16 protein-coding genes are annotated in these 20,073 nt (G+C 58.1%); 10 read left to right on the forward strand and 6 right to left on the reverse strand.

Features of this window, described 5'->3' with window-relative positions; genetic code table 11:
* Positions 1–28 precede the first annotated feature (28 nt).
* The 3 genes from secA to C8265_RS09875 all read left to right on the forward strand — a co-directional run bounded on the left by secA (position 29) and on the right by C8265_RS09875 (position 5,186).
* Positions 29–2,719, forward strand: a complete 2,691-nt coding sequence (gene secA, locus C8265_RS09865; protein WP_108483827.1) for a preprotein translocase subunit SecA — start codon at positions 29–31, stop codon at positions 2,717–2,719.
* Between the two features lie 102 nt (positions 2,720–2,821).
* Positions 2,822–3,607 carry a translocase gene (locus tag C8265_RS09870; RefSeq protein ID WP_108483828.1) on the forward strand — a complete coding sequence of 262 codons (786 nt, stop codon included), beginning with the start codon at positions 2,822–2,824 and terminating at the stop codon, positions 3,605–3,607.
* Between the two features lie 22 nt (positions 3,608–3,629).
* Positions 3,630–5,186 (forward strand): substrate-binding domain-containing protein, encoded by a 1,557-nt coding sequence (locus C8265_RS09875; protein ID WP_108483829.1) that lies wholly within the window; start codon positions 3,630–3,632, stop codon positions 5,184–5,186.
* Position 5,187: 1 nt separating this feature from the next.
* Here C8265_RS09875 and radC read toward each other — a convergent pair whose 3' ends face one another.
* From radC to dnaK, 3 genes are all read right to left on the reverse strand, one after another.
* Entirely contained in the window at positions 5,188–5,937 is a 750-nt protein-coding gene (gene radC / locus C8265_RS09880) for a RadC family protein (protein ID WP_108483921.1), read from the reverse strand.
* Positions 5,938–6,011: 74 nt separating this feature from the next.
* Positions 6,012–7,154, reverse strand: a complete 1,143-nt coding sequence (gene dnaJ, locus C8265_RS09885) for a molecular chaperone DnaJ (protein ID WP_108483830.1) — start codon at positions 7,152–7,154, stop codon at positions 6,012–6,014.
* A 74-nt stretch (positions 7,155–7,228) separates the two neighbouring features.
* The gene (gene dnaK, locus C8265_RS09890; RefSeq protein WP_108483831.1) at positions 7,229–9,151 is read right to left on the reverse strand and encodes a molecular chaperone DnaK; all 1,923 of its coding nucleotides are present in this window, start codon (positions 9,149–9,151) and stop codon (positions 7,229–7,231) included.
* 210 nt (positions 9,152–9,361) lie between these two features.
* Here dnaK and C8265_RS09895 point away from each other — a divergent pair, with 210 nt between their 5' ends.
* Positions 9,362–9,994 carry an alpha-ketoglutarate-dependent dioxygenase AlkB family protein gene (locus C8265_RS09895; RefSeq protein WP_108483832.1) on the forward strand — a complete coding sequence of 211 codons (633 nt, stop codon included), beginning with the start codon at positions 9,362–9,364 and terminating at the stop codon, positions 9,992–9,994.
* Here the strand turns inward: C8265_RS09895 and C8265_RS09900 are convergent.
* Positions 9,968–10,561: a peptide-binding protein gene (locus C8265_RS09900; protein ID WP_108483833.1), complete on the reverse strand. Its 594-nt coding sequence runs from the start codon at positions 10,559–10,561 to the stop codon at positions 9,968–9,970. The two genes, C8265_RS09895 and C8265_RS09900, sit on opposite strands and share 27 nt — an antisense overlap.
* Positions 10,558–11,379, reverse strand: a complete 822-nt coding sequence (locus C8265_RS09905; protein ID WP_108483834.1) for an ABC transporter permease — start codon at positions 11,377–11,379, stop codon at positions 10,558–10,560. The genes C8265_RS09900 and C8265_RS09905 overlap by 4 nt, the downstream gene beginning before the upstream one ends.
* Before the next feature lie 141 nt (positions 11,380–11,520).
* Between C8265_RS09905 and cysQ the strand changes: the two genes are divergently transcribed.
* Positions 11,521–12,318 (forward strand): 3'(2'),5'-bisphosphate nucleotidase CysQ, encoded by a 798-nt coding sequence (gene cysQ, locus C8265_RS09910; protein WP_108483835.1) that lies wholly within the window; start codon positions 11,521–11,523, stop codon positions 12,316–12,318.
* Positions 12,319–12,397: 79 nt separating this feature from the next.
* Here cysQ and C8265_RS09915 read toward each other — a convergent pair whose 3' ends face one another.
* Positions 12,398–14,065, reverse strand: coding sequence for a Na/Pi cotransporter family protein (locus C8265_RS09915; RefSeq protein ID WP_108483836.1), 1,668 nt, complete (start codon positions 14,063–14,065; stop codon positions 12,398–12,400).
* Between the two features lie 286 nt (positions 14,066–14,351).
* On the opposite strand from C8265_RS09915, the gene C8265_RS09920 reads away from it, so the two are divergent.
* From C8265_RS09920 to C8265_RS09940, 5 genes are read left to right on the forward strand one after another with little or no spacing between them, the layout of a single operon-like run.
* Positions 14,352–15,332, forward strand: a complete 981-nt coding sequence (locus C8265_RS09920; RefSeq protein ID WP_108483837.1) for an ABC transporter substrate-binding protein — start codon at positions 14,352–14,354, stop codon at positions 15,330–15,332.
* An 8-nt stretch (positions 15,333–15,340) separates the two neighbouring features.
* Entirely contained in the window at positions 15,341–17,044 is a 1,704-nt protein-coding gene (locus tag C8265_RS09925) for an ABC transporter permease (RefSeq protein ID WP_108483838.1), read from the forward strand.
* Positions 17,032–18,111, forward strand: coding sequence for an ABC transporter ATP-binding protein (locus C8265_RS09930; RefSeq protein WP_108483839.1), 1,080 nt, complete (start codon positions 17,032–17,034; stop codon positions 18,109–18,111). The genes C8265_RS09925 and C8265_RS09930 overlap by 13 nt, the downstream gene beginning before the upstream one ends.
* Complete coding sequence (locus tag C8265_RS09935) at positions 18,111–19,286, forward strand: MBL fold metallo-hydrolase (protein ID WP_108483840.1); 1,176 nt, start codon at positions 18,111–18,113, stop codon at positions 19,284–19,286. The genes C8265_RS09930 and C8265_RS09935 overlap by 1 nt, the downstream gene beginning before the upstream one ends.
* Positions 19,274–20,020: a 5'/3'-nucleotidase SurE gene (locus C8265_RS09940; protein ID WP_108483841.1), complete on the forward strand. Its 747-nt coding sequence runs from the start codon at positions 19,274–19,276 to the stop codon at positions 20,018–20,020. The genes C8265_RS09935 and C8265_RS09940 overlap by 13 nt, the downstream gene beginning before the upstream one ends.
* Positions 20,021–20,073 lie beyond the last annotated feature (53 nt).

Genomic DNA, 20,073 nt, shown 5'->3' on the forward strand with positions numbered 1-20,073 from the left:
CCCTCACACGAAGGCGTCAGGAGAGAATATGCTGGGTATCGGAACCGTTGCGAAAAAGATCTTTGGGACACCCAATGATCGCAAAGTGAAATCAGTGAAACCACTGATCGATCAGATTAACGCGCTGGAGCCTGAGTTTGAAAAGCTCACCGATGCCGAGATTAAAGAGCGTACCGAAGGTTTGGCCAAACGCGCCTTGGGGGGGGAATCGCTGGATGCCCTGCTGCCCGAAGCCTTTGCCAATTGCCGCGAGGCGGCGCGCCGCGCCCTGGGCCTGCGCGCCTTTGATGTACAGCTTATGGGCGGTATTTTCCTGCATCAGGGCAACATCGCCGAAATGAAAACCGGCGAGGGTAAAACCCTTGTCGCGACATTTCCCGCCTATCTGAATGCGCTTACCGGCAAAGGTGTGCATATCGTTACGGTCAACGATTATCTGGTGCGCCGCGATGCCGAATGGATGGGCAAGGTGTTCAATACACTGGGCCTGACCTGTGGCGCCGTGTACCCGCAACAGCCCGAAGACGAAAAGATGGCGGCGTACAAATCTGACGTGACCTATGCCACCAATAACGAACTGGGCTTTGATTATCTGCGCGACAACATGAAATCGGAACTCTCCGAGATGTATCAGCGCCACCACAATTTCGCGATCGTCGATGAAGTTGATTCGATTCTGATTGACGAAGCGCGCACGCCGCTGATCATTTCCGGCCCCTCGCAAGACCGCAGTGATCTGTACCGCACCATTGATGCGGTGATTCCGCTGTTGCAAGACAGCCATTTCAAGCTGGATGAAAAAACCCGCAACGTGACCTATACGGATGAGGGTAACGAATTTCTGGAATCCCACCTGCTTCAGGCCGGAATCCTGCCCGAGGGGCAATCGCTGTATGATCCCGAAAGCACGACAATCGTGCATCATGTGAACCAGGGTTTGCGCGCGCATAAACTGTTCACCCGCGACAAAGATTATATCGTGCGCGATGACGAAGTCGTGCTGATCGATGAATTTACCGGCCGGATGATGGCCGGGCGGCGGTTGTCCGATGGTCTGCACCAGGCGATTGAGGCCAAGGAGCGGGTGAATATCCAGCCCGAGAATGTTACCCTCGCGTCGGTGACGTTCCAAAACTATTTCCGCCTGTATGACAAATTGTCGGGCATGACCGGCACCGCGGCCACCGAAGCCGAGGAATTTGGCGAAATCTATGGGCTGGGCGTGGTGGAAATGCCCACAAACCGCCCCATCGCCCGTGTCGATGATCACGATGCGGTGTATCGCACCGCGCGCGAAAAGTTCGACGCCATCGTTGAAAGCATCAAACAGGCCAAAGCCAAGGGTCAGCCGGTTCTGGTTGGCACCACCTCGATTGAAAAATCCGAATTCCTGTCGGAGCTGTTGAAAAAAGAGAACATCACCCACAACGTTCTGAATGCCCGTCAGCACGAACAAGAGGCGCAGATCGTCGCCGATGCCGGTAAATTCGGCGCGGTGACCATTGCCACCAACATGGCCGGCCGCGGCACCGATATTCAGCTGGGCGGCAACGTTGAAATGCGCGTGCTGGAAGACTTGGCCAATGACCCCGAGGCCGATCCAGAAGCCGTGCGCGGCCGGATTGAAGCCGAAGTGGTGGAAGACCGTAAAAAGGTGATTGATGCCGGTGGTTTGTTTGTTCTGGCCACCGAACGCCACGAATCCCGTCGGATCGACAATCAGCTGCGCGGCCGTGCGGGCCGGCAGGGCGATCCGGGGCGGTCCAGTTTTTATCTGTCGTTGGAAGACGATTTGATGCGCATTTTCGGATCGGAACGGTTGGAAAACGTGCTCAGCAAACTGGGTATGAAAGAGGGCGAGGCGATTGTGCATCCGTGGGTGAACAAATCCCTGGAAAAGGCCCAGGCCAAGGTTGAGGGCCGTAACTTTGACATTCGCAAACAGCTGTTGAAATTCGACGATGTGATGAACGATCAGCGCAAGGTGATCTTTGGCCAGCGCCGCGAAATCATGGAGGCGAAGGACCTTCAGGAAATCACCGATGATATGCGCCATCAGGTGATCGATGATCTGGTCGATGGGTTCATTCCGCCCAAAAGCTATGCCGATCAATGGGATGGCGAAGGTCTGTATGTTGCGGTGTTGGAAAACCTGGGCGTTGATCTGCCGGTTATCTCCTGGGTCGATGAGGACGGTGTCGATAACGAGGTGATGAATGAACGCATCACCAAGGCCAGTGATGAATTCATGGCCGCCAAGGCCGCGCAATTCGGCCCCGACACCATGCGCCAGATCGAAAAGCAGGTTCTGTTGCAAACCATTGATACCAAATGGCGCGAACATCTGCTGACACTGGAACATCTTCGGTCCGTCGTCGGGTTTCGCGGTTACGCTCAGCGTGATCCGTTGAACGAATATAAATCCGAATCCTTTCAATTGTTTGAATCCATGCTCGACAGTCTGCGTTCGGATGTGACGAAAAAACTGTCGCAAATCCGGCCCCTGTCGGAAGAAGAACAGCAGGCGATGCTGGCCCAGCTTCAGGCGCAGCAACAGGCACTGGCCGGGCCGGCCGATGCCGATGCGGCACCGGCGGAAAACCCTGAAACCGGGTTCGTTGAAGACGACCCCAGCACATGGGGCAATCCGGCGCGCAACGATTTGTGCCCCTGTGGGTCGGGCAAAAAGTTCAAACATTGCCACGGACAGGTGGAATAACCGGAATCAAATGACCGCTGGCGCGCTCTCGTGGCGCCCCGGATCAGACCACATTTCAGGCTAGGCCTGATTCTGTCGTGATGGAATCGGAAGCTTTGTGGCATGGTGGGAAATCTGAAACGGACATGTGCCAAGGTCGTCAGCGCACTGGTGATGGCTTTGGTCGTATTGGTCGGCGCTTCCCATTTCGCGAACGCCGCGCCTGCACCCGATTGCACCCCACGCCTCACATCCGCATTGATGCCGGGGGCAATGGTGCGCCTGTCGGCCACCGCCCCCTGTGCGCCCGGTGCCTTGGTGAAATTGCGCCATGGTGGTGTCTTGTTTGATATGGTGGCCGACGCCGCCGGGCGGCTTGATGTTGATATTCCGGCGCTTTCCGAAATCGCAGTGTTTGAGGCGGAAATATCCGGGCAAACCCTGCGTACCACTGTGGCAATCCCTGATTTTGATACCTATCAACGGATCACGCTGCAGTGGCAGGGGCAGACCGGCCTGCAAATTCACGCGCGGGAATTTGGCGCGACCCACGGCAGTGATGGCCACATCTGGGTGGATGCCCCCGGCACGGCCCAGCGTGCGATCCGCGCGCGCGGCGGATTTATCACGCGGCTTGGCGATGACACGCTGCAAGATGGCCACAGCGCCGAGATTTACGTTTTTCCCACAGAAATGACGCTGCGTACTGGTACGATCCGACTAAGCGTTCAGACCATGGTTGATGCCTATACCTGTGGCACAACGGTTCACGGTCACGCAATGCAACCGGGGGGCGATGGAAAGATGGCGCAGACGGCACTTACCGTCGAAATTCCCGCATGCGATGCGATTGGTGACATTCTGGTGTTGAATAACCTGCTCAGAGATATGAAAATTGCGGCGAACTGACACCACAGGTTGCAGACGTTTCATGATGATCTTGCGCGCGGCGATCACTGCCGTGCTTTTCTTTTTTGGCACCACCCTGTGGGCCGAAGACGTCACATTGACGTCGCGCGATGGCTCGGTCGAGGTGTCGGGCAATCTGTTGGGCTATGATGGCGAATTTTTCCGCGTCGATACCGAATTTGGCATCCTTACCCTGGATGGGTCCGGGGTGATCTGCACCGGTCCGGGCTGCCCCAATCTTACCGCTTATGTGGCCGAATTCACCCTGTCCGGGGCGCCGTCAATGGGCGCGGTTCTGATCCCTTCGCTGTTGGAATCCTTTGCCGCACGCAACGGTTTCGCGCTGCGCCGCGTTACTCAAAGCGACGAGCGGTTCTTGTATGAGCTAAGCGAACGGGCCACTGGCAAGGTTTCGGCGCGCATCGGATTTCGCCTGAACAGCTCTGACGAGGGATTTGCCGATCTGATCGCCGAGGAAGCCGACATTGCGCTGTCCCTGCGCGAAGTCACAGCGCAAGAGGCCGCAATCGCGCGTACGGGCGATCTGGGCGATCTGACCGCGCCGGGGCGTTCGCGCATTCTGGCGCTTGATGCGCTGGTGCCGCTCACCGCGCTTTCAAACCCGATCAAACAGATTGATATGGCGGATCTGGCGGCGATATTTGCCGGTGAGCTTACCACATGGGATGACTTGGGCGGCGCGCAAGAACCAATTGTACTGCACCTGCGCGATGAAAATTCGGGGCTGTCCCAAACCTTTCAGAACAAGGTGTTGGCAGAGTACGGCAAGGCGGGTGTCGCCGCTGACATCACCCGGCACGCCACCAACGAAAGCCTGGTGGATGCCGTGGCGCGGGATCCTTTTGCCATTGGCATGGGCAGTTTTTCAGACATCGGCAATACCGTGTCGCTGGCCGTTACCGGGCCGTGCGGGTTTGTTACCGCCGCCACAACCACCACGATCAAAACCGAAGATTACCCCCTCACAGCCCCGCTTTTTGTCTATCTGCCGCCACGCCGCCTGCCCCGGATTGCGCGCGAATTTCTGCACTATATCGGATCGCCTGCGGCACAGCCGGTGATCCGGCGCGCCGGGTTTGTCGATCAATTTCCCGCCGCGATCCCGTTTGAAAACCAAGGCGCGCGGTTTGCCAATGCAATCGACCGCGCAGGCGGAGAAATCGATCTGTCAGAACTGCAACGTCTGGTGCGCACCCTGTCGGGGCACAGCCGTCTGACTGTAACCTATCGGTTTGAAGGTGGGTCAACCGAACTGGATGCGCAATCGCGATCAAACGTTGCGTTATTGGCCGAAGCGCTGGAGCGCGGCGTGTTTGATGATCGCACGCTTGTTTTTGTCGGGTTTTCCGACGGCGAAGGCCCTGCCTCAATCAATCGGCGCATTTCCAGAACCCGCGCACGGGCGGTGCGCGATGCGGTGCGCGCCGCGGCCCACACGGTGGACCCCGCGCGCCTGACCCTGCGTACCGAGGCATTCGGCGAGGCGATGCCGATGGCCTGTGACGAGGTAGAGTGGGGCCGGGGCGTGAACCGCCGGGTCGAGGTTTGGTTGAAATAGTCTAAAGATACCCGGCCTGGCGAAAGCTGAGTTCGGCGGATTTGCCGATGATCAGGTGATCATGCAGGGTCAGCCCCAATGCCACACAGGCATCGTTGATTTGCGCGGTCATGGCGATATCGCTGTCGCTTGGGGTTGGGTCGCCCGATGGGTGATTGTGCACCAGGATCAACGCCGATGCGTTCAGAGCCAGCGCCCGTTTCACCACCTCGCGCGGGTAGACCGGCACATGGTCGACCGTGCCTTTTGCCTGTTCTTCATCGGCGATCACGGTATTCTTGCGATCCAGAAACAGGATGCGGAACTGTTCGGTTTCGCGGTGGGCCATTGTCGTGTGACAGTAATCCAGCACCGCATCCCAACTGCTGACCACATGGCGTTGTAAAACCCGGGCGCGGGCAATCCGGTGTGCCGTGGCCTCGACAATCTTGAGATCCTGCATCACCGCCTCGCCCACCCCGTCAATCTCCAACAACTGGGCGGGGCTGGCGGCCATGATACACCCCAGATCGCCAAAACGATCCATCAGACGCCGCGCGAGGGGTTTGACATCTTGCCGCGGAATCGACCGGAACAGCAGCAATTCCAACATCTCATAATCCGGCACAGCGTCGGCGCCGCCTTCCATGAACCGGCTGCGCAATCGTTTGCGGTGATCTTTGATGTAGGAGGGAAGTTTGCCCGCGGCCACCGGAACAGCCCCTTGAAACAGGGGCAGGGGGCGTTCGGCAAAGGAAGTGCGGCGGGTCATGGCGCGATCATCGCGCAGCATTGGTAAACCAATGGTTAATTTCCCCCGCCAAAACGGCCTGACGGGGGAAAAATTCAGCTTTTGATGCCATCCCAGAACGTGCGGACCTTTTTGAAAAAGCCGGATGTCTCGGGGTTGTTTTCCTCGGACAGCTTTTCAAATTCGCGCAACAGTTCCTTTTGGCGACTGGTCAGGTTGACCGGCGTTTCGACGGCCAGTTCGATGTACATGTCGCCATATCCACCGCCGCGCAGCATCGGCATGCCTTTGCCACGCAGGCGCATCTGTTTGCCTGATTGGCTGCCTGCGGGCACTTTCACCCGGCTGCGGCCACCATCGATGTTTGGCACTTCGATGTCACCGCCCATAGCGGCGGCCACAATCGACACCGGCACATGGCAGAACAAATGCTGGTTCTCACGTTGAAACAGCGCATGATCGGCCACTTCGATGAAGATATAGAGATCACCGGCCGGCCCGCCGCGCAATCCGGCCTCGCCCTCACCCGAAAGACGAATACGGGTGCCGGTTTCAACGCCCGCCGGAATGTTGACCGACAAGGAGCGTTCTTTTTGAACCCGCCCCTGACCGCCACAGGTGTGGCAAGGATTCTTGATCGTCTGGCCCGCACCCGAACAGGTGGGGCAGGTACGTTCGACCGTAAAGAACCCCTGTTGCGCGCGCACCTTGCCCATGCCAGCACAGGTGGGGCATGTGGTTGGCTCTGATCCGCCCTCGGCACCGGTGCCGTTACAGGTGCCACAGGCCAGGGCCGTGGGCACATTGATGGTTTTCTGCAGTCCGGCATATGCGTCTTCCAGACTGACGCGCAGGTTATAGCGCAGATCGCTGCCCCTTGTGGCGCGTTGTCCGCCCCGCCCGCCGCGTCCGCCCATCATATCGCCGAACAGATCGTCAAACACATCGCTGAAGGCACTGGCGAAATCACCATGTCCACCGGCGCCGGGGCGATGCCCGCCGCCCATGCCACCCTCAAACGCTGCGTGACCATAGCGGTCATAGGCGGCCTTTTTCTCGGGGTCTTTCAGAACTTCGTAGGCTTCGTTCGCTTCTTTGAATTGCGCTTCGGCATTTGGGTTGTCCGAATTGCGGTCAGGGTGCAGTTCTTTGGCCTTTTGACGGAAACCTTTTTTGATTTCGTCAGCCGAAGCCCCCTTTTTCACACCCAAAGTGTCGTAATAATCGCGTTTTGCCATCAGGTTTCATCCTTTCGGAACGCAATGGTCGGCCCAGTATCACCGGGCCGACCGAGAGTCATTCCAAGCCGCAGTTAAGATCCGCGTTTGTCGTCGCCCAAGTCTTCGAAATCGGCGTCGACGATATCATCGTCCACGCTTGACGGGCCATCGGCATCGCCATCTTCGGTCTCTTGGCCGGCTTTCGCCTGCTCGGACTTATAGATCGCTTCACCCAGCTTCATTGCGGACTCGGTGACGTTTTGAATGCCACTCTTGATCTTGGCCGCGTCGTCGGTTTCAAGCTGTTCGTTCAGATTGGCAATGGCCAATTCGATGGCTTCGATCGTGGTTGGATCAACCTTGTCCTTATGCTCTTCCATTGCCTTTTCGGTGGAATGGACCAAGGATTCAGCTTGGTTTTTCGCTTCGACCAATTCACGACGGTCCTTGTCGGCCTCGGCGTTTTCTTCGGCGTCGCGCACCATTTTATCGATGTCGGCGTCCGACAGACCACCCGATGCCTGAATCGTGATCTTTTGCTCTTTGCCGGTGCCTTTGTCCTTGGCACCCACCGCCACGATGCCGTTGGCATCAATGTCGAAGGTCACCTCGATCTGGGGCAGACCGCGCGGAGCGGGCGGGATATCTTCCAGGTTGAACTGGCCCAACACCTTGTTGTCGGCGGCCATTTCGCGTTCGCCCTGAAACACCCGGATCGTCACGGCGTTCTGGTTGTCTTCGGCGGTTGAAAACACCTGCGACTTTTTGGTCGGGATCGTGGTGTTACGATCAATCAGACGGGTGAACACACCGCCAAGGGTTTCAATACCCAAGGACAATGGCGTGACATCCAACAGAACCACGTCTTTCACGTCGCCCTGCAAGACACCGGCCTGAATCGCCGCGCCCAGTGCAACAACTTCGTCGGGGTTCACGCCCTTGTGGGGCTCTTTGCCAAAGAACTTGGTCACTTCTTCCACGACGCGTGGCATCCGTGTCATACCGCCAACCATGACGATTTCGTCAATATCGTCGACTTTCAAACCGGCGTCTTTCAACGCGGCCTGACAGGGTTTGATCGACGATTTGATCAGATCGCCCACCAGGCTTTCCAATTTCGCGCGAGTCAGCTTCATCACCATATGCAGCGGCTGACCGCCTTTTGGATCCATCGAGATGAACGGCTGGTTGATCTCGGTCTGGCTGGAGCTGGACAGTTCGATCTTGGCCTTTTCCGCCGCTTCCTTAAGCCGCTGAAGCGCCATCTTGTCTTTGGTCAGATCAACGCCGTTGTCCTTTTTGAACTGCTCGGCCAGGTAATTGACGATGCGCATGTCAAAATCTTCACCGCCCAGGAACGTATCCCCGTTGGTGGATTTCACTTCGAACAAGCCGTCGTCGATTTCCAGGATCGTCACGTCAAACGTACCACCGCCAAGGTCATAAACGGCAATGGTTTTGGTTTCTTTCTTGTCCAAACCATAGGCCAGAGCGGCGGCAGTTGGTTCGTTGATGATGCGCAGCACTTCCAGACCGGCGATTTTACCCGCGTCTTTGGTGGCCTGACGCTGGGCGTCATTGAAATAGGCAGGCACGGTGATCACGGCCTGGGTCACTTCTTCGCCCAAATAGGATTCCGCGGTTTCCTTCATCTTGCCCAGAATGAATGCCGAAATCTGGCTGGGCGAATATTTTTCGCCGCGCGATTCAACCCACGCGTCGCCATTGCCGCCGGCAACAACGTTGAACGGAAGGTTCTTTTTGTCTTTTGCCAGATCGGCATCATCGGCGCGGCGCCCGATCAGGCGCTTGACGGCGAAAATTGTGTTTTCTGCGTTGGTGACGGCCTGCCGCTTGGCAGATTGTCCAACCAGACGCTCATCGTCGGTAAAGGCGACGATTGATGGCGTGGTGCGCGCGCCTTCGGCGTTTTCAATTACGCGCGGCTGGCTGCCATCCATGATGGCGACGCAGCTGTTTGTCGTTCCAAGGTCGATTCCAATGACTTTGGCCATACTCATGGTCCTCTTCTTAGGCGATATACTAGCAGGGCAACCCGCGGTGCGGCATTTCCCCGGCGATCCCGATTGTTATGCTGAAAACAAAGCCCTCAGCGTGGCGTCTGGCCGTATATAAGGAGCGTGTCTGACCCCTGCAAGCGGTGGAGGGCAGGGAATTTTTGGTAAAATGCAGTTCTTAACAACGGAATGTGCAAAGGAGGAGTGATGGCAGAGGGGCAAATCCTGCGTTTGCGCGGGTTTGAGGTGCGGCGCGGATGGCTGAACCCGGGCGCGCAAGCGGCGGTGCTGAATGATCTGCGCGCGGTGATCCGTGCCGCCCCGCTGGTGCATCCGGTCACGGCGGGGGGCAGGCAGATGTCGGTGCGCATGACATCGGCGGGGCGGCTTGGCTGGGTGTCTGACGCGGCGGGCTATCGATACGCGCCGCGCCATCCAAGCGGTGTGGATTGGCCGCCGATCCCTGATTCAATCCTGGAAATCTGGCGCGCCCTGGGGCCGGACAGATTGCCCGATTGCTGTCTGATCAACTTTTATGGCGAAGGCGCGCGCATGGGCCTGCACCAAGACCGGGACGAAGGCGAATTTCAGTGGCCGGTGATATCGCTGTCATTGGGGGATGAGGGGCTGTTCCGCATGGGCAATGTGGAAAAGGGCGGCAAAACCGAAAGCGTGTGGTTGCAAAGCGGCGATGTGGTGGTGATGGGCGGCGCGGCGCGCCTGGCCCATCACGGGGTGGACCGGATCAGATTTGGATCATCGCGGCTGATGCCCAAAGGCGGACGGGTCAATGTCACCCTGCGCGTGGTGGGATCACGGGGCGAGGGTGCAGCATCCTGAAACGAAACTGCCATTGATCAGCAGATCAACCGTTATCCCGAACTGGCGATCCGACATGCCGTCATTGCAGGCCGCATAGGACAAAACCGCCGCGGCCCCGCTGGAGGACAGCGACATCGCATATCGGTCGCGCCGGTTTTCCGATGCCAGAACCGAAAGAACATGGCCCGTTTGCGCCCCTTCGCCCGCGCGGTCGAACGTGAACGTGCCCGCATCGGTCAGGGTAAGGCCCCAAAAAGGCTCGGTTCCGTAACAGCTGCGCACCTTGGGGATCGCGCCCAGCCATTGGCCCGGCTGGCGTTGCATGAACCGCAACGACACCCAGCCCGATTGTTCGCCCGCATTGACCAACGCCCAGGTATAGGCATCGTTTGGCGCGATCAGTTCGATATCCACCGCATCAGGTGCCAAGGTGGCGATGATCGGCGTGTCCGATGACGGGCCTGCGCGCACGTTCAACACATCATCGGGCGTGACGCCGATCACATCATGTAACGCGGGCCACGCATCCTGTGTGGCATGGGCGGGCAGGGCCAACAAAAGCCACAGGCAAAAGGCACGGATCATCGTCTTGCGCTCCAACTCATCGAGGCGTGTTTGCGGGTATAAAATTCGCCCATCAGCCCGATCATAAGTAAAACCAAGGATACATACAGGGGATAGTCCACCGATGAATTATGCGGTGAATAGTTGATGAATGCAAAGCCGCGCGCCTGATCAATCGTGTGAAACAGCGGGTTCCAGTTGAAAAACGGCAGCATCGTTGCAGGCAGGGTGTTGGCGACAAACATCTTACCCGAGGCAATCATGTTGGCGCGGGTGTAAATCATTGACAATATGTTCACCACACTGGGCATCCAGGGTTTCAGCGCCAGAAAGATCATGCCGATGGCAACGCCCGAAAACCAGCTGAGCATGACCATGCCCATCGCACCCGCCGGATCCCAAATGTGCAACGGGCCCCAGATCACATGGTAAAAATACAAAACCAGACCCATCGACAGCACCTGAATATACAGTGATCCCAAAGCCGCCGAGGCAATGGCGATCGCCGTGGTCATCGGCGCGTGTTTCATCATCGCGCTGGCCGGGCCTTCGGATGCCAGAATCGCGGTGACAGTGCGGGTGTGAACCATGTACAGGAAAATTCCCGACATGATGTAAACCATGAAATCGCCGCGAATGGCGCTGCCGCGCATTCCAAGCACCGAAAACAAAAGAAAAAAAGCCGCGACAAAAATCACCGTCTGCAAGATGTTCATCAGAATTGACATCAGGGCATTGGAATGGGTTTTACGGATGCTGCGCACCGTATTGTGGTAAATCAGTTCAAGGATGTTGGCCGCCGTGCCAAGCCGTGTTTCGCGTGTTTGCCGCTGGAACATCTGATTACCTGTGTGACCCCCGCGCGTTGTCGCATGGATTTGTTGCCGTTTCCTTTATGACATACCATAAGGGCGACGGATCTTTGTAACACCTGCCTGAACAATTTGGCAAAAATTTGACTCACAAAAGGGAGTTTTCAATTGGATTTTGACACACTGACCCATGTCATGCGGCGTCTTGCTCTTGAAGCGGGCGATAAGATCATGGAAATTTACGCGGCCCCGAATTTTGACGTGAAATCGAAATCCGACAACAGCCCGGTCACCGAAGCGGACGAAGCCGCCGATGAAATCATCTCGGCGGGCTTGCGCGAAGCGTTTCCCGATGTGGCGCTGATCACCGAAGAACAGGCCGCATCGCACGGTGTAAAGGCGTCGACATTCCTGATCGTTGATCCGCTGGACGGCACCAAGGAATTTGTGCAGCGGCGCGGCGATTTTACCGTCAACATTGCCTATGTGGTTGATGGTTTGCCGGTGCGCGGCGTGGTCTATGCCCCCGCAAAAGAACGGCTGTTTTACACCACCACCCAAGGCAAAAGCGTTGAGGAAACCGGACCGTTCGATAAGGAAACAGTCGGTGAAACGACCGAGATCACCGTGTCCGACCCCGACAACACCGCCCTGTTGGTTGTGGCCAGCAAATCGCACCGCGATCAGGCCACCGATGATTACATCAAGAAATATGATGTCGCCGATATGAAAAGCGCCGGATCGTCATTGAAGTTCTGCCTGATTGCGACCGGCGAGGCCGATATTTACCCCCGTCTGGGCCGCACCATGGAGTGGGACACCGCCGCAGGCCATGCCGTTTTGAATGGCGCGGGCGGGCGGGTTGTGCGGTTTGATGATCACACGCCGCTGATTTATGGCAAAGCCGAATATGCCAACCCGTTCTTCATCGCCTATTCACCCGAAGTGGCGCTGAAACCGGCGTAATCTGTTCGCCCCATTGGCGGGTGCGGAAAAATCCGTGCCCGCTATTGGGCAACCTTTGGCCAGCGCAGTGGTGGGCACGTCAGCCGTCACGCTCCAGATTCTCGATCAATCGCGTTTCCAGAAGTTGCCCGCCGCGATACAGGATCGGATAGGCCACGGCCGAGATATGGCTGTTGAACTCTTTCAACGCCTGGGTTGTCTCCAGATGAATATCGCTTGCCTCGAAACTTTTCACTGTGCCCTCGCTTAACCGGCGCAGGTGTTTTTTGCGGCTGGCCCGCTCCATCTGGGTCATTTCCGTCTTTTCTTCCAAAAGCATCCGCGCGCTGGCAATGTCATCGGAAATCAGAACATTAGAGGCCAGTTTCAGGTTGGCCATCACCCGGTCGTGCATCGCCAGCAGTTCGCCCTGTTCGGCGGCGGAAAACTGGATCGCGTGTTTGTCTTTTTCCTGTGCCAGCGGCAGCAGGTTTTTGACAATCAGATCGCCTGCCGATTCAATCGCAATCGCATATTCGGTCAGTTCGCGCGCCTGTTTGAATTCGCGCTTTCGGGCCGGATCATTGGGCATTGCCATCACATACCTCCGGATTCCATCCAGGGCGCGGTTCAGTGCGCCATCTTCGGCACGCAAAGCGGCGGCGCGGTCCTTGTCATAGGTGGTATAGATCTCCATCACCGGCAACATCATGCCCTCGACGATCTGAATCATCCGCAAAACCTCGCGCTTGAGGGACGCCTGGGCAAGGACGGGCGTGGCCAGGGCGTGGTCATCCAGCACACTGCGGTGAATAAGCGGGGTCAGGGTTTGATCGGCAGTGATATCGGGCAAAAGCCGCGCCAGCGGCGCCTCGACAAAGCGGCAAAAGGGCAAGGCGGCCAGTTGCGCGACGTTGAAGGCGATATGCACATTCACCAGGGTTTGCGCCGGGCCACCCATCGTGAGATAGGGCAAAACCGGCAGATTGTTTACCAGCCCCACAGCAATGATCGCCCAACTGCCCCGGATCATGAAATTGGCCAGCGGCACCCGGCGCGATACCGGCGTCATTCCCCGACTCAGCCAGACCGGAATCGCCGACGACCCAAGATTGGCCCCCAACACCAACGAAACACCGGCAACCACCGGAATTGCCTGAAGGCTGACAAGGGTCACACACATCAGCACCACCGCCAGCGATGAATGCATCACCAGTGCCAGCGCCGCGCCGACGATAAAGGCGGTGATGTAATCCTGTGCAAGATAACCGGCGACCGCGGGCAAAAAGCTGCTGTCGCGGATCGGATCCATGGTTTCGCGTAGAAACCGCAAAGAAATCAGGATGAATGCGATGCCCAGGATGATCCGGCCCGTCTGTTTCGCATTGCGCCCGGTCGAACGGATAAAGGTCAGCCCGCCAACCGCCAGAAACAGCGGCACCAACCAATCCAGCGGAAATGACAACACCTGAATCAACAGCGCCGATCCCAGATCCGCGCCCAGCGTCATTGCCAGCCCCATGCCAAACCCGACCGCCGCCGTGCCGGTAAACCCCGCCACCAACAGGCCCACCGCCGCCGAACTTTGCAGGATCACCGCCAGAACCAAACCGGTCGCCGCCGCGCCAAACACGTTTGAGGTGCGCGTCATCAGCCGCCGGAACGAGGCCCCAAACGCGCGTTCGATCCCGGTGCGCACCATCCGTACCGCATAAAGCAGCAGCATGGTTGCGCCCATCAGATGAATGAGAAACGACAGAATGGTCACGACATCTCCGCCGTATCAAACAGCAAAGGGCAGGGGCGCAGGGATGGTATCACAAAATATCCTTTTTGCGGGGCAAACAGCATGGGTAACAGAATCGCCACTTCAAACGTATGAAAAAGTTTGACGCGAATCATCAAGTATGTGCAATTGTAGCAAAAGTTTTACAATTGTAGCTTAAACACGAAAATACACCCTTTTGCGATGGCTTGTCGCGTCGAGTTGGGAAAGTATTCGAACAGGGCCCGAAAGCAAGAGCACCGGGTTCAACCACACTGGGAGAGAATGAATGACACGATCTTCACTTAAAATGACCACCACCGCCGTTGCCGCAGTGATGTTTGCGCAGGCGGCGTTTGCGGGCGATCTGATGCTGTATACATCACAGCCCGATGCGGATGCCGCCGAAACCGTCGCCGCGTTTCAGGCGGCAAACCCTGATGTCACGGTTCAGGTCTTTCGCTCGGGCACCAGTGATCTGCTGAGCAAACTGGCCGCCGAATTTGCCGCCGGCGCGCCACAGCCCGATGTTTTGTTGATTGCCGATGCGGTCAGCATGGAAACCCTGAAGGCCGATGACCGCCTGATGAAATATGACGGCGCAAACACCGAAGGTTTTGACGCCAACGCGATCGACCCCGACGGATATTATTTCGGCAGCAAACTGATCACCACCGGCATCATGTACAACACCGCTGCCGCCGAAAAGCCCGCAACCTGGAGCGATCTGACCGGCGACGCCTATAAAAACCTCGTGGTAATGCCCAGCCCGCTGTATTCCGGCGCGGCGGCGTTTCTTTTGTCGGGCTTTGTCGAAGACCCCGACCTGGGGTGGGAATTTTTCGAAACCATGCAGGCCAACGGCCTGACCGCTGTGCGCGGCAATGGCGCGGTCTTGAAATCGGTTGCCTCGGGTGAAAACGCCTATGGTGTGGTGGTTGATTTTCTGGCGATGAATGCCAAAAAAGACGGATCACCCGTAGAATTTGTGTTCCCCCCCGAAGGCGTGCCCGCCGTGACCGAACCGGTTGCCATCATGTCGAGCGCGAAAAATGTCGATGATGCGCAAAAGTTCGTTGATTTCATCCTGTCCGACGATGGTCAGAAACTGGCGCTGAGCCAGGGGTATCTGCCGGCCAAGGCATCGGTGGGTCAACCCGATTGGCTGCCCGAAGGCACCAGCGTCAAGGTGATGGATATCTCCGTGCCAACGGTTTCGCCGAAAATCGCTGATAATAAAAAGCGTTTTGCCGATATGTTTGGCGGGTAACCGGCGCCATGATATCGCGCAGCGACAAGGATCGGGGCCAGTTTTTGGCCCTGATTACCTTTATCGGTCTTATCGTTTTCGTGCTGTCGTTCCTGCCGTTGCTGCGTCTGTTGCAGGAAACGGTATTTTCGGGCGGCACGTTTTCCCTGGATTCGATCCGCAATGGATTGTCGGATCAAACGGTCTGGCGGGCCACGCGCAACACCATCGTTGTCGGTCTGGGCGGCACGGTCGCCTCGGTCATTCTGGGGGTTGTCGTTGCGTTGATCGTCACGCTTACCGATGTGCGGATGCGCCAATGGTTGGTGCTGTGTTTCGTGACACCGCTGATGATTGCGCCGCAGGTGACGGCGCTGGCCTGGCTGCAGGTGTTTGGCCCATCCAGCCCGATTTTGCATTTCATCGGCATGGCCCCGCCTTTGGGCACGCCAAACCCGCTTTATTCACCCGAAGGCATTGTTTTGCTGTTGGCGATTCAATATTCGCCCTTGGTGTTTCTGATCGTGCGCGCCGGGCTGCGCCAGTTGCCCCGTGAATTGGTCGAAGCCGCGCAAAGCAGCGGTGCCGGGCCATTCCGGATTATCGCCACGATCATTTTGCCCTTGGCCACACCGGCGATTGTGGCGGCGGCGGCGCTCACCTTTGTATCCTGCGTCGGAAACTTTGGCATTCCTGCGTTTCTGGGGATTCCGGCCAATTATCTGGTTTTGCCAACGCTGATCTTTCAACGCCTGGCCGGGGGCGGCCCCGCCGTGTTGTCCGAGGTGGCGGTTTTGTCGATGTTGATTGCCGTGATCGCGATGATCGGCATATTTCTGCAAGATTACTTCAGTTCGCGGCGCGATTATCGGATTTCCGGCACATCGGCGGCTTTGGCCCCCTATGCGCTGGGCCGCTGGCGGATTCCGGTTGAGGCGGCGATGTGGCTGTTGATGATGGTGATCTTGGTCTTGCCCCTGACCGGTCTGATCCTGACGTCGCTGGTGCGGGGCTATGGTGTGACCCTGACCGCCGACAGTGTGACGTTGGACAATTACCGCTTTGTGATCATGGAGCATATCGCGGCGCGCCGTGCCTTTGCCAACAGTTTCATGTTGTCGCTTGCGGCGGCGATTTTTGCGATGTTTGTGGCGATTCCCATTGGGTATGTCATTGCCTGGCACAAGGGGCGCTGGACCAAGGTTTTGAATATCGTGGTGGAAATGCCCTATGCCCTGCCCGGTGTGGTGCTGTCGATTGCCGCGATTTTGATGTTTCTCAAACCGATCCCGATTCTGGGCATACAGTTGTATAATACCGTCTGGATCATCCTGTTTGCCTATCTCGCACGGTTCCTGGTTCTGGGCGTGCGTCCGGTGGTGAACGGATACCTGCAAATTGATCGCGCGCTGGAAGAGGCGGCACAGATCGGCGGCGCGCGCCTGTTGACCCGGATGCGCACGATCATCTTTCCGATGATCGCGCCCGCCGCCATGGCCGGTGGTTTGCTGATCTTCATGACCGCCCTGTCGGAGCTGACGGTTTCGGCGCTGCTCTGGTCATCGGGGGCTGAAACATTGGGCGTGATCATCTTTTCGTTCGAACAGGGCGGCGATACCAAATACGCCGCTGCGATTTCGGCGCTTTTGGTGGCGTTCACCTTTGCGCTGATGCTGTTCGCCAATCTTTTTGCCAAGAAATTACCAAGTGGAGTACTGCCGTGGCGGGACTGACAATCGACAACGTCACGAAAAGCTTTCATGCGTTTCAGGCCCTGAAAGGCGTTTCAATCGACGTGCGCGAGGGTGAATTTCTGGCGGTGCTCGGCCCGTCGGGCTGTGGTAAAACCACCCTGCTCAGGATCATCGCCGGATTTGAAAAGGTCAGCGCAGGCGAGGTGCGGCTGGGCGACAAGGTGGTATCGTCGCCCGATCTGAACGTCGCGCCGGAAAACCGCCGGATCGGCATCGTGTTTCAAAACTATGCCCTTTGGCCCCATATGAGCGTGGCCGAAAACATCGGCTATTCCCTGAAGATCGCCAAAGTCGCCAAACCCGAGCGTGAACGCCGTGTGGCCGAAGCTTTGAAGCTGGTCGATATGCAAGGGTATGGCGACCGCGCGCCTGCCAATCTGTCGGGCGGGCAACGCCAACGTGTCGCCTTGGCGCGGTGTCTGGTGGCCACGCCGGAACTGGTGCTGTTTGATGAGCCTTTGGCAAACCTCGATGTGCATTTGCGCGCCTCGATGGAAGATGAGTTTGCCGATTTTCACAAACGCACCGGAACCACCATCGTGTACATCACCCATGATCAATCCGAGGCGATGGCCCTTGCCGACCGGATCGCGGTGATGGATCACGGGCGGTTGGTGCAACTGGATACGCCGCACAAGCTATATCATGAACCGGCCACGCCGATGGTGGCTTCGTTCATTTCCCAAGGCATCGTTTTGCCGGTCACCGTGTCGGGCGCGGGGGCCGATGGCACCTGTGCCGCTGATCTGTTTGGTCAGCCTTTGACGCTGCGCTGTCGCCCCGGCGATGGCCCGCGCGACGGGGCGCTGGCCTGTTGCCGATCCGAGGCGGTGCAGGTTGTTGAACCCGGCGCACCGGGGTTTGATGGAAAAATCGAGCGGGTGATTTATCAGGGTGGCTTGGCCCGGATCGAATTTGCCCCCGATGCCGCGCCCGAAAGGATCGTACATTTCGTACAGCCCGATCCCGTCACCCTGAAACCGGGTCAATCTGCGCGTCTGGCCTTTGTCGGTGGTTGGTTGATCCCGGAACAGGATCCGGCGTGATGCAGATTCATTTTCAGGGCGGGTTTGGCGAAAAAGGCCGGTTGAGCGTTTGTGTTGAGGGCGATGGCACCACCGTCATGCTGGATGCCGGCATCAAGGTGGGCGCACCGGATGCCGACTATCACCCCCAGCTTGCCCTGCCCGCCGATGAAATTGACGCGGTGGTCATCACCCACGCCCACGAGGATCACGTGGGCGCCCTGTGTTGGTTGGCGGCGCAGGGGTTTTCCGGCCCGATTTATATGACAGCGGAAACACTGGCCGAAACGCCCATGACCCTGGCGCAATATGCCCGGCCTGCCGATTTGGCCGCTCATCCCCTGTCGTCGCTTGATATTCAGCTTGTTGAAATCGGTCAGCGGTTTGAAATCGGCAAGCTGTCGATTGACACCGGCCATTCCGGCCATGTGGCCGGTGGCATGTGGATCGCGGTGACCGGCACGGCGGGCCGGGTCATGCATTGTGGTGATGTGGTGCCCAACAGCGATGTCTTCCCGATGACGCCGCTGCCGGGCTGTGATGTGTTGCTTCTGGATGCGTCCTATGGGGCCGATCCGGTCTCGTCCAAGGATCGCGCGGTCGCGATTGCCGCCTGGATCGCCGACCATTCGGATGGGGCGCTGTTGCCCACGCCGCTGTCTGGTCGCTCGTTGGAATTGATCGCGATTCAACCGGGGCCGTTTGCGATTGCGGCGGATATGGCCGCGCCCTTGTTGGCGCAGATCGACTCAATCACCGGCCTTGACCCGGCAATGTTTGGCAAACTGTCCGACAGGGTGCGTTCCGCCCGGAACTGGCAGGACACCGATGATTTCCCCAATATGCCGCTGTTGGTGCATGATGGCATGGGCTCTGCCGGGCCGGCGGCCACGGCGATTCCTCTGGCCCTGGCGCGCAACCATCCCATGCTGTTTACCGGCCATTTGCCTGCCGGATCGCCCGGTGCCATGGCCCACGCCGATGGGCGCGCCGATTGGATCCGGATGCCAACCCATCCCACATTGGATGAAAACGTCGCGATGGGCCAATCCACCAACGTGCCACAGGTGTTTGGCCATTCCTGCCCGCCTGAGGGCATGGCCGATCTGGCCCGACACATCCCCAACCTGGACCCCACAGTGGTCATAGGACAGACCCATGTTTTGAAAAGAAAGGATGCATCATGCGAATCCTGATCGCCAATGATGATGGCATCGACGCCCCCGGTATAGCCTTGGCCGAAAAGGCGGCGCGCAAACTGAGCGATGATGTCTGGATCGTCGCCCCCGAGGCAAAGCGCACGGCGGCAGGATCATCCCTGACCGTCGGCCGCCCGTTGATGATGACCGAAACCGGGGCGCAAAAATTCAGCTGCTCTGGCACGCCCGCCGATTGTATCGTCACCGCCATGACCTGGTTGTTCAAAGATGGCCAAAAGCCCGATCTGGTGCTGTCGGGGGTTAACGATGGCCCCAATGTGGCCGAAGACATCGCCTATTCCGGCACCCTCGGCATCGCGCGCGAGGCGACGTTTTGGGACATACCCGCCATTGGCATGTCGCGGGTCAAAAAACCCGATCTGGCCCCGGAAGATGCCGAGTTTCTGACCCGTCTGATCGCGCAACTGTGGGACAAACGGCAGGATTGGGTGCTGGATGGGCATTGGTTGTCAATCAACCTGCCCGCCGCCCTCCCCGCGCCGGTGCGTCAGGCAAAAATTGGCCGTGACAAGATTGCATCGACCAGTGATGTGGTGTCCACGAACGGCGCGCGCACCGAATTGATCGTGCCCCGGGGCCGGGAGGGCGGCGGGCAGGACGGCGATGAAAACGATCTGCTGGGGCAGGGTGCCGCCACCCTGACGCGGCTGTCGTGGTTGGGCCATACCGATGTGAGCGATGGGTTGATCGCGGGCTTGCCCGACAAATAGCCGCCCGCGACAGGTGCATCTTTGCGGTTGGCGGCTTATGTTATACATTGACC

It is taken from the genome of Oceaniglobus ichthyenteri, from assembly GCF_003057885.1.
GTDB lineage: Bacteria > Pseudomonadota > Alphaproteobacteria > Rhodobacterales > Rhodobacteraceae > Oceaniglobus > Oceaniglobus ichthyenteri.